We start from the raw sequence: 11,491 nt of genomic DNA, 5'->3' as shown, positions 1-11,491 counted from the left end.
TTATTTGATGAGGCGCATGGCAACCAAATCCGGCAAACGTCCTACCAAGAGCTTCACCCTTGGGTGGCAGAATTTTGCGAAAATCAGCGAGGTCGAGGGCCAAAAAATGTCCCGGGCGATGGAGGCAGAGTTCCGGGAGTTCGACCGGAAAGACCTCACGCCTGAAGAGCGGCGCAAGGCCATCGCCGAAAAATTTGGCCGTTCCAACTGACTGCGTAACGACACATCACGTTGCAGGGAACAGACGGGGAAAGACTGTCTCAAGCGCGTCCGCAGGAAAGCAAAGAGAGACCGCACCTTTTTCGGTTTCGGATGCGAGCAACCCAGCTTTAACCACCTCACCGAGAACACGGCGCGCGGAACGTTCAGGAAGCCCGGTGATACGCGGCACATCGCCACGTTCAAAGCTTCCGCGGATCAATGCCTCTTCCAGAAGCCTGGTTGCCTCGGGTTTAAAATCTTTTTGTTCCGCGTATTTCTTCAGCCGCAACATCAATCCGTCGATCTCGATTAACCCTGACATAAACGTCACTTGATCAACACAGACCTTCAAGAACCACCGAATGAAATCGGTGAGTGCCCGAAGCGACAGATTCCCTCTTCCATCCAAATCGCCTTGGCGCGGCATATCCGCATGATCCATAAAACGCTTGTAGTCACCCCGACTCTCGAGTCCCCGTGCGAGACCGCGCGAGATCGACCACAGCCCATGCGCTCCGACTCCGGCCCGATGCGCCATCGCGTGGCTCATGAGGCGGCTGACGCGACCATTACCGTCCGGGAACGGATGAATATAGTTGAAACGGTGATGCGCGGCGGCAATGGCCATGATGCGACTTGAGGATCCCATCTGCTCAAACCGGTATCGCTTTTCGAAATAGGCCATGTAGTCCGCCACCCGCTCGCTTGATGGCGGCTCATGCCGGCCAACAGCGACATCATGCTCCGGCAGTCTTCTCCATTCCCCCGGTGCCATCAGAAACTCGCGCTCACGGCCCTTGATGCGAAGCATCTCATCAGGTGCGTCCTTATAGAACTCCCGATGAAGCCAGCGGACAAATTCCATCGAAGCAGGTTCAGGCGTCGTACCCGCCAAAATCATTTGATCAACTTTTCGCTGCACCCGAACATGGGCGGCGGCTTCAACTTGTAGATTCCTGCGCCCCTGATCCTTGTCAAATTTTCCCGCAAGCGCGCGCTCGATGTCGCGCGGGCGTGTGTCGTGACCTTCGATCAGATTGCTGTAGTAGGTGTTCATGATCCGCACGAGATCCGCGAGATTGGCCGCTGTGCGGGGATGAAGCGCACCGCCGAGCGCAGCCGAGGCTGACGACAAATTCGCGATCTCATCCGCTATGGCAGCAGGTATCTCCTCAAGATGTGCCGGTTCGATGCGCAGCACGCTCTCAAGAGGCAGGTCAGATTTGGCCGATTCTTTTTCTGTCATAAGCCATTATATAAACAAGAAAATTTCTTTCTTGGTATAAAAATTTGGCCGATCTTTTGGCCGATCTTTGGATCCCCACGCATTAGCACTTTGGCCGCAAAGGATGTCACTTAATCTATTGTTTTCAAACAGAAAATATCTCTTTCGCCAGAATTTTGGCCGATCTTTTGGCCGATCGGTTCTCGTTTCCCGGGCAACTACCGTCGGCGCTCCCTCAAGCGATCAAGCTCTTCGGCCCACCAAGCCATCATGCGAACGCGCTCGTCCCAGTGCTCGCCGCGCGCGTAGGCACGGCGGACATCGTTTCCTTCGACATGTCCCAATTGCCGCTCAATCGCATCGGGATTCCACTTCCCGCTCTCGTTGAGCAGTGTCGAAGCAGAGGCCCGGAAGCCATGTGCCGTCGCTTCGTCTTTCGAATATCCCATTCGGCGAAGAGCGGCATTGAGTGTGTTGTCCGAGATCGGACGCTCCGCCGACCGGACGCTCGGAAACAGCAACACTCCGCCACCCGTCATTTCCTTGAGCGCATTGAGATGAGAGAGCGCTTGCGATGAGAGCGGAACGCGATGGGCACGACGCATCTTTGTCTTCTCGGCCGGTATCGTCCAATGCGCTTCCTCGAAATCGAATTCTCGCCACCCGGCCGTACGAAGCTCGCCAGGGCGCGGGAAAAGCAGCGCCATGAGTTGCAGGGCGATCCGCGTCATCGGTTGTCCATCGAAGCCATCGATCGCGCGTAACAGGCCGCCGAACGCCTTGGCATCGGTGACCGCCGCACGCGGCGTCACCGTCGGTGTTGTCAGCGCGCCTTGCAAGCCGGCGGTGGGATCGGTCTCGGCGCGTGCCGTCGCGATTGCGTACCGGCAGACCGCTCCAATCGTCGATCGAAGCCGCCGAGCGGTCTCGTATCGCCCGCGCCGCTCGACGGCGCGCAGTACGGCGAGAACTTCAACCGGACGAATATCCCCTACCCGTTTTGGACCGAGAATGGGCTTGGCGAAATCGAGCAGCCATTCGGTTTTTTCCAGAGTGGCCTGAGCGCGCTTCTCGCGGCGCAGCTTCTCCAGGTATTCGTTCGCAACCGTCTCGAAACTGTCGTCTGGAAACTGGCTTTCCAGCTTCTCTACTTGTCTGACGTGCGAGGGATCCTCGCCGGCGGCGAGCAAGTCTTTCGCCCGTTCGCGCTCCGCCCTCGCCTGCACCAGAGTGACGTTCGGGTACTTGCCGATCGACAAACCTTTTTGCTTGCCACGATAGCGATAGGCAAAGCGCCAGAGACGCGACCCGTTTGGATAGACCCACAGTTGCAGGCCTCCCATGTCCGAGAGCTTGTAAAGCTTCTCGCGGGGCTTGGCCTTCCTGCATGCGAGGTCTGTCAGCGGCATTTTCAAAGAATAATGCCAAACGAATTCGATACCAACAGACCGAAGAATCTATACCAACAATTTGCCAACATTTTCGCTGCGTTGCGATGTTCAGCAATGTTTGGCTATGTTCATAAAATCAATTTATAATCAATGCCTTAGCACTGATTTTGTCGGTTCTGAGATTCGCTTGAAAAGGGGTAGTGGTGCCCAGGGGCGGAATCGAACCACCGACACTGCGATTTTCAGTCGCATGCTCTACCAACTGAGCTACCTGGGCGGAAGCTCCGAGGCAGGGCTGAAAGCGCCCGGCCGCGGCGAGGTTTGCGGGTTATAAGAGATCGAATCCGGACTGTCCAGCGGGACTGGAAAACAAATGGGGCCAATGGCTTAGCGGTCTTCGCCGTCGTCGCGCGCGGCCGCTTCGTCCCAGTCGTCCGGCGGCTCGACGGCCGGAATCGCATAGGCGCCTTTCAGCCAGCGGTTGAGATCGACGTCGGCGCAGTGCTTGGAGCAAAAGGGATGGAAGGCGGGCGCCGATTTTTTGGCGCAGACGGGGCATGGCCGCGGGCTGCGCAGCTTCACGACGTTGGACTTGTCCCCGGCCTCTGTCATCGATCTGTCAAAAATCTGTCACTGCACTGTCGCAACGTCGATCCGCTCGCGCGGAAAAGATCCCTCGCCGACCAGGCTGACCTCGACCGCAACCTTCCGGCGGAGCCGATCGATGAGGTAGGGATTGCCGCGCTCGAGCCAGTCGACGACTTCGGCGGCGGCGCGCGCGACAAGAGGACGGCCGGGCGTCACCTGCGCGACATGCGCGATGCGGCGGAGAAGATCGTTGGCGACCGTCGCGCAGGTCTTGCGGCGCGGGCGGCCGCAGGCATAGGCCGGCTCGGTCAATAATTTGTCGAGCGGTTCGCGGACGCGCTTGCGCGTCATTTCGACAAGGCCGAATTCCGACATGCCGGAAATCTGCGTCGGCACGCGATCCTTCGCGAAGCCCTCATTGAGCGCGTCGAGAACCTTCTGGATGTTTGCCGGGTCGTTCAGATGGATGAAGTCGATGACGACGATGCCGCCGGTGCCGCGCAGGCGGAGCTGGTAGACGATTTCATCGACCGCTTCGAGGTTGATCTTGACGCTGGTTTCCTCAAGGCCGGTCGCCGCCGTGTAGCGGCCCGAATTGACGTCAATGGCGGTGAGCGCCTCGGTCGTCTCAACGGTGATCCAGCCGCCCGACGGCAGCTCGGCGCGCGGCTCGAGCGCGGCCTCGATTTCTCCGTCCACGTCATATAACGAGAACAGAGAGCCCGGCCCATTGAACAGTTGCACGCGGTCGATCATTTCGGGCATGGCGCGGCGGCAATAGCGCTGCGCCTCGCCGAAGGCATCGGCATCGTCGATCAGCACGCGCGATGTGTCGGCGCTGACGCAATCGCGCAACGTCTTCGAGACGGGGTCGAGATCGTGGAAGACGACGCAGGGCGCCGTGGAACGCTTTTCGGTTTCGCGCACTTTGCGCCACTCCTCGGCGAGCTGGCGCGCATCGGCCGCGATGTCTTCCGTCGTCGCGCCGATGGCGGCGGTGCGGACGATGAAGCCCGCCGGTTCGCCGGTGACGCCCATCGGGTTGAAGCGCTCGACCATTTCCTCGACCAGCGCCGTCAGCCGCTCGCGTTCGGCCTCGTCCTCGATGCGGCGCGACAGCGCGACGCCGGACTGGTTGGGGACCAGCACCAGCAGGCGGCCCGGAATGGTGACGTTGGCCGAAAGCCGCGCGCCCTTGTCGCTGATCGGATCCTTGACGGCCTGAACGAGGATCGCCTGGCCTTCCTGCACGCAGGCGCTGATCGGCGGCAGCACGCCCTCGTCGAGCCCGGTCAGCTCGCAGAGGCAACGCGCCTCGCGGGCGCCGAGGAAGCCGGCGCGTTCGAGGCCGACATCGACGAAAGCCGCCTGCATGCCGGGCAGCACGCGCTGGACGCGGCCGAGAAAGATGTTGCCGATTAGCGAATGGCCGGCGCGGCCGGTCTTCGCCTTCAGGTCGTCTTCCATCGTGCGCTCCAGAAAGAGCTCGACGGGCCGACCGTCTTCGATGACCGCGACGCGCGTTTCGCCGGGGCCGACATTGATCAAGACTTCTTCGGACATCAAATTCCCGATTTGCACCGGCCGCACCCCCGCACGGCCGACGCCCCCAATTTCACCCTCGTTTCTGTGGAACCGATCCTAGCATTGTTGCGCGCAATGAGGCCAGACGGGGAAAGTGCCTGATTTTGTTGAAGTGTGGCCGATGTGGAGCTTCACTCCGCGCCCGCCCACAATAACGAGCGGCCGTCGCTCACGCCGCCTTCGCGTCGGCGCGCTGCGATTTCACCAGGGCGATTGCGTCGGGGGCGAGCCAGCGGGGGAGCGCGCGGCGGGCCCAGGCGGGGCCGTGGGCTTCGAGGCGCTTTTCGGCCAGCGCGCGGGCGAGCGGCAGATCGCCGCGATAGATGTAGATCATGTCGCGCAATGTCGAGGTCAGATAGAGATCGACATCGAAGCCCGGCTCCTCGAAGCACATTTCGGCGCGGCCGTCCTCGTTGACGAACCACCAGTCGCGGCGCGCACGCGGCATGTCGGTGAAGGTCAGTTGCACGACGCAGCGCCGGGCGCCGAAGGCGCTGGCCGTCACATGGGTTTCGAGGCCCCAGAGCAGCAGCGTCACGTCGGCTTCGTGTTTCGCCAGTTCGCGGCGCGTCCATTTCTGACCCCAGACGCCGAGCGCCTCGACGATGGGGGCGAATTCCTCGCCGGCCGGGGTCAGGTGATAGGTCCAGCTTCGTCCGGTTTCGGAACGGCGGCGCTCGACGATCCCTTCGGCTTCGAGCTGCTTCAGGCGGCGCGACAGAAGCGTGGGCGAGGCCAGCGGCACGCCGCGCCGCAACTGGGAAAAGCGCGTCGCGCCAAAGGTCAGATCGCGGATGATGAGCGCCGTCCAGCGCTCGCAAAAGAGCTCCGCCGCCTTGGCGACAGGACAGAACTGACCGTAGCTGCGCATGGTGCGTCCTCCTGAAATTTCCGGGAGCTTAGGAAATGCGGGCGCGCGCGAATAGTACATTCAATGGACTATTTCCGGCGGCCGGAACGCGCGAAAGATGCGCCCGCCGCGGCCAAGACTGGCGGCGCGACGGGCGGAAATGCGCCCAAAACCCTCACCGAAAGAGACCCTCCCATGAGCCTCAATACTCTCCTCAAGCGCCCGGACGCCGAAAAGCCCGACCTTGCGGCGCTGAAAGCGCGCCAGCAGGGCGCCTGGTCGTCCGGCGATTATTCCGTGGTCGGCACGACGCTGCAGATCGTCGGCGAAGACCTCTGCGAAGCGCTCGACATCCGCCCCGGCCAGAAGGTTCTCGACGTCGCTGCCGGCAACGGCAATGTGTCGCTCGCCGCGGCACGGCGCTGGTGCGATGTCGTTTCGACCGATTATGTGCCGGCGCTACTGGAACGCGGTCGCGAGCGCGCGGCGGCCGAGCGGCTGCCGATGAATTTTCAGGAGGCGGATGCGGAAGCGCTGCCCTTCGGCGATGCGAGCTTCGATTCGGTCGTTTCGACATTCGGCGTGATGTTCGCGCCCGATCACGACAAGTCAGCGGCCGAAATGATCCGCGTCTGCCGCTCAGGCGGCAAGATCGGCCTTGCCAACTGGACGCCGGAAGGCTTTATCGGCCAGCTTTTCAAGACCATCGGCAAGCACCTGCCGCCGCCCGCCGGCGCGAAATCGCCGGCGCTGTGGGGCACGCGGGCGCAGATCGAGGCGATGTTCGCATCGCAGGCTTCCGCCATCGACATCGAGGCGCGCCATTTCATCTTCCGTTATCGCTCGGCCGCGCATTGGCTCGACGTCTTCAAATCGTGGTACGGGCCGGTGCTGAAAGCCTTTGCGGCGCTCGAACCGGCGGCGCAGGCCGCACTTGCCGACGATCTGACGGCGCTTGCCGAAAAGTTCAACCGCTCCGGCGACGCGACGATGATCGTGCCGAGCGAATATCTCGAAATCGTCGTGACGCGGCGATAGGACAAGACAGTGCCCCGGCGATCAGCGCCGGGGCGACACTTCTTGTGCTGCGAGGTGTGCCGCCCGTCAGCGCTTCCAGAGCGGGTAGCCGGCGCCGGCGAGGAGGTTTGCGGTTTCGTGGAGCGGCAGACCGACGACGGCGGAGTGGGAACCGGTCAGGGTGCGGACGAAGATGGCGGCGCGGCCCTGGATCGCGTAGCCGCCGGCCTTGCCCTGCCATTCGCCGCAAGCGATGTAGCCGTCGATTTCAACTTGCGAGAGACGCTTGAAGGCGACGCGGGTTTCGACGGCGCGGGCGCTTTCGCCGTGCGGCCCCTTCAGATGGATTGCCGTCCAGACGCGGTGGGCGCGGCCCGAAAGCAGCGCCAGACAGGCGCGGGCTTCCGCTTCGGTTTCGGCTTTCGGGAGAATGCGGCGGCCGCAGGCGACCACCGTGTCGGCGGCGAGCACCAGGGCGCCCGGATGCAGGCGCGCAACGGCTTCGGCTTTTTCGCGCGCGAGGCGCTCGCCATGGGCGCGCGGCAACTCGCCCTTCAAGGGCGCTTCGTCGATTTCGGCGGGGACGATGAGGTCGGGTTCGATGCCGATGCGCGCCAGAAGATCGCGGCGGCGGGGCGAGGCGCTGGCCAGAACGAGGCGGGGCGCGGTCACTTGAACCGGTAGGTGATCCGGCCCTTGGTCAGATCGTAGGGCGTCATCTCGACGAGCACCTTGTCGCCCGCCAGCACGCGGATGCGGTTCTTGCGCATCTTGCCGGCCGTGTGGGCGATGATCTCGTGTTCGTTCTCGAGCTTGACCCGAAACGTCGCGTTGGGCAGCAGTTCCGTGACGGTGCCCGGAAACTCGAGCAGTTCTTCCTTCGACATTCAGCATCCTTTGGAGATTTGGCGGGAGAATGGTCAGAAAGCGCGCGGAAATCAAGTGGCGACGGCGCGGAATCGCGCCGCCGGGAGCCGCAAAGCGTTGATTCTTCGATATAATTTTTAAGAAATGAGCCAGCGACTGGATTTGGTCGTCAAAGGCCAAGCTGATCCGCCAATTCATAGGCGGCTTCGCGAGTTCGACGCTTGCGCAATTCCGTAGCCCTCCCTTGCGGGGTCAATACCCAGATGCCGCGGTGGGAATTGTCGATGTCACCTGAATCAACCAGTCGCCTTCGCGCAAATTGGACACGATTGTTCCACGCTGGTTCATCTCGATCCCGCCGACGCGCGGCACGTTGCACGGCGCTTAACCCAAATTGGTCCGCCAGCAATCCGTAGATCTCAGACGGTCTCATGGGCCGATCTGACATTCCCAAAGTATGCAAAAGGCGATCTTGAACCTCAGATTGACTGGGTAAGTCGACTGAGGCGAGCAACTTATTATTTCTCATCGTCCCTCCATCGCAACTTAAGGGCGGGAGCTCCAGTCGTATTGCGTCGATCAGTCGACCAGCAGGAAGTCGATGGTCGAGACGACGCGGACGGTCTTCATCACCTGCTCGGCTTCCTGGGCGCCGGGGGTGGCGTCGCGGGGCTGGATGTCGAACTGGCCCTGCCAGGCGCGGCGGATGCCGCCGAGGCGGGAGCCCGAATCGGCGGCGAAGGTTTCGGCCGCCTCGCGGGCGCGCTTCGTCGCCTCTTCCAGCATTTCAGGTTTCAGCGCGGCGATGCCGGTGAAGAGATAGGAGGGGCGGACGGGGCCGTATTCGTTGGAGAGGACGACGCCCGCATCGACCAGTACGCTGCTCTCGCTGTTGGCCGTCACCACGCGGTCGACATCGGTCGAGCGCAGCACGATCTGCTGGGCGATGATGAAGCGGCTTTCGATCTGGCCGCTGCCCCAGCTCTGCGCCAGCCGGTCCGTCACTTGCGGCGCCTGACGCTCGATGTCGCCTTCGTCGAAGCCGTGCGACTTCAGGAAGCGGGTCACGCTGTCGGCGTTGCGCCTGATCTCGGCCTGCGTTTCGCGGAGGTCGTTGCCGGTTGCGACGAAGCGCAGGCCCCACAGCGCGAGGTCCGCCTTCACTTCGCGTTCGGAAAGGCCCTTGACCGAAACCGAACGGTCGCCGAGGCGCGACTGGACGAGGCCCTGCCCGCCGAACCAGCCGCCCAGCGCAAGGCCAAGCGCAAGGATGACGGCGGAAACGATGGCGGCGACGGGATTCATGGGCGGCTCCCCCGGAAGGTGTTGTTGACCGGACTATAGCACAGGGATTGCGACGGAAAGAGGGCGACTTGTCCCCGGCGCGCGGCGGCGCGTACAGCTATCCCGCCGCTTTTTCGGCGCGGGGGAAGCGGGTTTCGATCAGGCGGCGAAGCTTGTTTCGCAACTCGCGATAGGCGGCGAGGCGGCGGTCGCGGTTGCCGCCGGTGGGGGATGCCAGCGGGTCGTCGATCGCCCAGAATTCGACATCGGTGGCGGAGGTGCGCGTCAGATCCTCGGCCTTGTCGCGGGCCTCGGGCGTCAAAGCGACGATGAGGTCGAAGCTCGTTTCCTCCAGATCGTCGAAACCTTTGGGGGCGCCGGCGGGCGGAACCATGCCGTCCTCGCGCAGCACTTCGGCGGTGAAGGGATCCGGCTCTTCGGCGGGGCGGACGCCGGCCGAATCCACGAAGATGCGGTTGCCGTGGAGCTTCTTCAGGATCGCCTCGGCCATGGTCGAGCGGATCGAATTCAGGTTGCAGGCGAAGAGCACCGAGGCGGGTAGCGATTTACGGTCGGCGGACAAGGCGCGCGTCATCCCTTGATGTGAAGAACACAGATCAATGTGAAGAGACGGCGCGCGGTGTCGAAATCCATGTCGATCTTGCCGGCGAGACGCTCTTTCAGAAGTTCCGAGCCTTCGTTGTGAAGACCGCGGCGGCCCATGTCGATCGCCTCGATCTGGGCGGGGGCGGCCGTCTTGATCGCGTCGTAGTAGCTTTCGCAGATCATGAAGTAGTCCTTCACGATGCGGCGGAACGGCGTCAGCGAGAGCAGGACCTTGCCATGCGGATCGGGCTCGCCGCCGCTCAGGACCGGCGCGAGTCGGATGTCGAAGACGAGGCGATTATCCTCGATGGCGAGGTGGAGGATGTAGGGGCCGCCGTCGCTGCCGACGGGCGCGAAGCTGTTCTCCTCCAGCAGATCGAAGATCGCGACCTTGCGCTCATGCTCGACATCGGGGCTGCGGCGCACGACCGTGTGTTCGTCGAGGACGAGGTCGACAATGCGGAACGCCGCGCCCGATGGCGCGGCACCCGCTTCCCTTCCCCCGCTTTCACTCTGATCGGCCATGCGGCGTACTTTACGCCGATTTGGCGCGGGGAAGCGAGCGGCGAGCGCGGGGCGCGTCAGAGATTAAGGCGGATCGAGACCGAGCGGGCATGGGCGTCGAGGCCTTCGGCCTCGGCAAGTGCGACGGCGGCGGGGCCGATGGCGCGCAGCGCATCGGCGTCGCAGCGGACGATCGAGGTGCGCTTCATGAAGTCGAGCACATTGAGACCGGAGGAGAAGCGGGCCGAGCGCGCGGTGGGCAGCACGTGGTTCGACCCCGCCACATAGTCGCCGATGGCTTCCGGCGTGTGGCGGCCCAAAAAGATCGCGCCGGCATTGGAGACGGCGGCGGCGAGCGGCTCGGGATCGTCGACCGCGATTTCGAGATGTTCGGGTGCGAGACGGTCGATGAGCGGCGCGGCGTCGGCGAGGCGCGCGACCGTGATGACGGCGCCGAAATCGGCCCAGCTTTTCGTGGCGGTGGTTTCGCGCGGCAGCGCCTGCAACTGGCGGGCGACGGCTTCCTCGACGCTTGTGGCGAAGGCCGCATCGTCGGTGATCAGGATTGACTGGGCGCTTTCGTCGTGTTCGGCCTGCGACAGGAGATCGGCGGCGATCCATTCCGGGTCGTTCTGCCCATCGGCCAGCACGAGAATTTCCGAGGGGCCGGCGATCATGTCGATGCCGACGGTGCCGAAGACCTGGCGTTTGGCTTCGGCGACCCAGGCATTGCCGGGGCCGACGATCTTGTCGACGGGGGCGATGGTGGCGGTGCCGAAGGCGAGCGCGGCAACGGCCTGTGCGCCGCCGACACGGTAGACCTCATCGACGCCGGCGATCTTTGCCGCCGCCAGCACCAGCGGATTGACGATGCCGTCCGGCGTCGGCACGACCATGACGAGGCGCGCGACGCCCGCGACCTTCGCCGGGATCGCGTTCATCAGCACGGAGCTTGGATAGTTGGCGGTGCCGCCCGGCACGTAAAGGCCGACGGCGGCAACCGGCGTCCAGCGGTGGCCGAGCTCGACGCCTTGCGCATCGGTGAAGCGCTCGCCGGACGGCATCTGGCGCGCGTGATAGGCGCGGATGCGGGCGGCGGCGAGTTTCAAGGCGTTCAGCGTTTTTGCGTCGCAGATGTCGTGAGCGCGGTCGATTTCGGATTGCGGGATCGCCAGCGTCGCGGGCGTGAGATCGCTCAAGCGGTCGAAACGCTGCGTGTATTCGACAAGCGCCGCGTCGCCGCGCGTGCGGACATCGGCGAGAATTTTCGTCACCACATCGGCGACGTCGACCGACGCTTCGCGCTTGCCGGCGAGGAGCGCGGCGAAGGCGGTTTCGAAGTTTGCGTCGGCGGTGTCGAGGCGGATCGGCATG

Annotated in this window: 14 protein-coding genes and 1 tRNA gene; 2 read left to right on the top strand and 13 right to left on the bottom strand. The window is 63.3% G+C overall.

Annotated elements, in window-relative coordinates:
* The first annotated feature begins 16 nt into the window (after positions 1–16).
* Entirely contained in the window at positions 17–211 is a 195-nt protein-coding gene (locus tag KF719_RS12975) for a hypothetical protein (RefSeq protein WP_293509124.1), read from the top strand.
* A 15-nt stretch (positions 212–226) separates the two neighbouring features.
* On the opposite strand, the gene KF719_RS12970 is transcribed toward KF719_RS12975, so the two are convergent.
* The 6 genes from KF719_RS12970 to KF719_RS12945 all read right to left on the bottom strand — a co-directional run bounded on the left by KF719_RS12970 (position 227) and on the right by KF719_RS12945 (position 5,860).
* Positions 227–1,447: a Fic family protein gene (locus tag KF719_RS12970; RefSeq protein ID WP_293509123.1), complete on the bottom strand. Its 1,221-nt coding sequence runs from the start codon at positions 1,445–1,447 to the stop codon at positions 227–229.
* 197 nt (positions 1,448–1,644) lie between these two features.
* Positions 1,645–2,835, bottom strand: coding sequence for an integrase arm-type DNA-binding domain-containing protein (locus KF719_RS12965; protein WP_293510659.1), 1,191 nt, complete (start codon positions 2,833–2,835; stop codon positions 1,645–1,647).
* A gap of 183 nt (positions 2,836–3,018) precedes the next feature.
* Positions 3,019–3,094 (bottom strand) — tRNA-Phe (locus tag KF719_RS12960).
* Between the two features lie 110 nt (positions 3,095–3,204).
* The gene (yacG, locus tag KF719_RS12955; protein ID WP_293509122.1) at positions 3,205–3,429 is read right to left on the bottom strand and encodes a DNA gyrase inhibitor YacG; all 225 of its coding nucleotides are present in this window, start codon (positions 3,427–3,429) and stop codon (positions 3,205–3,207) included.
* An 18-nt stretch (positions 3,430–3,447) separates the two neighbouring features.
* Positions 3,448–4,968 (bottom strand): Rne/Rng family ribonuclease, encoded by a 1,521-nt coding sequence (locus KF719_RS12950; RefSeq protein WP_293509121.1) that lies wholly within the window; start codon positions 4,966–4,968, stop codon positions 3,448–3,450.
* A gap of 190 nt (positions 4,969–5,158) precedes the next feature.
* The gene (locus KF719_RS12945; protein WP_293509120.1) at positions 5,159–5,860 is read right to left on the bottom strand and encodes a helix-turn-helix domain-containing protein; all 702 of its coding nucleotides are present in this window, start codon (positions 5,858–5,860) and stop codon (positions 5,159–5,161) included.
* 174 nt (positions 5,861–6,034) lie between these two features.
* Between KF719_RS12945 and KF719_RS12940 the strand changes: the two genes are divergently transcribed.
* On the top strand, positions 6,035–6,877 hold the full coding sequence (locus KF719_RS12940) for a class I SAM-dependent methyltransferase (protein ID WP_293509119.1): 843 nt from the start codon (positions 6,035–6,037) through the stop codon (positions 6,875–6,877).
* Between the two features lie 66 nt (positions 6,878–6,943).
* Here the strand turns inward: KF719_RS12940 and KF719_RS12935 are convergent, their stop codons facing one another.
* From KF719_RS12935 to hisD, 7 genes are all read right to left on the bottom strand, one after another.
* Positions 6,944–7,528 carry a Maf family nucleotide pyrophosphatase gene (locus KF719_RS12935; RefSeq protein WP_293509118.1) on the bottom strand — a complete coding sequence of 195 codons (585 nt, stop codon included), beginning with the start codon at positions 7,526–7,528 and terminating at the stop codon, positions 6,944–6,946.
* Complete coding sequence (gene infA / locus KF719_RS12930) at positions 7,525–7,743, bottom strand: translation initiation factor IF-1 (protein ID WP_293509117.1); 219 nt, start codon at positions 7,741–7,743, stop codon at positions 7,525–7,527. The genes KF719_RS12935 and infA overlap by 4 nt, the downstream gene beginning before the upstream one ends.
* A gap of 149 nt (positions 7,744–7,892) precedes the next feature.
* Positions 7,893–8,252, bottom strand: coding sequence for a winged helix-turn-helix domain-containing protein (locus KF719_RS18145; protein ID WP_363318018.1), 360 nt, complete (start codon positions 8,250–8,252; stop codon positions 7,893–7,895).
* Between the two features lie 50 nt (positions 8,253–8,302).
* Positions 8,303–9,028, bottom strand: coding sequence for an SIMPL domain-containing protein (locus KF719_RS12925; protein WP_293509116.1), 726 nt, complete (start codon positions 9,026–9,028; stop codon positions 8,303–8,305).
* A 97-nt stretch (positions 9,029–9,125) separates the two neighbouring features.
* A complete protein-coding gene (locus KF719_RS12920) occupies positions 9,126–9,590 on the bottom strand; it encodes a low molecular weight phosphatase family protein (RefSeq protein WP_293509115.1) in 465 nt (154 codons plus the stop codon).
* Between the two features lie 8 nt (positions 9,591–9,598).
* Positions 9,599–10,138: a UPF0262 family protein gene (locus KF719_RS12915; RefSeq protein ID WP_293509114.1), complete on the bottom strand. Its 540-nt coding sequence runs from the start codon at positions 10,136–10,138 to the stop codon at positions 9,599–9,601.
* Between the two features lie 56 nt (positions 10,139–10,194).
* Positions 10,195–11,490 carry a histidinol dehydrogenase gene (hisD, locus tag KF719_RS12910; RefSeq protein ID WP_293509113.1) on the bottom strand — a complete coding sequence of 432 codons (1,296 nt, stop codon included), beginning with the start codon at positions 11,488–11,490 and terminating at the stop codon, positions 10,195–10,197.
* Position 11,491 lies beyond the last annotated feature (1 nt).

Origin of the sequence: Parvibaculum sp. (assembly GCF_019635935.1) — a bacterium.
Lineage (GTDB): Bacteria > Pseudomonadota > Alphaproteobacteria > Parvibaculales > Parvibaculaceae > Parvibaculum.
This window is presented reverse-complemented; position numbering and strand designations above follow the sequence as displayed.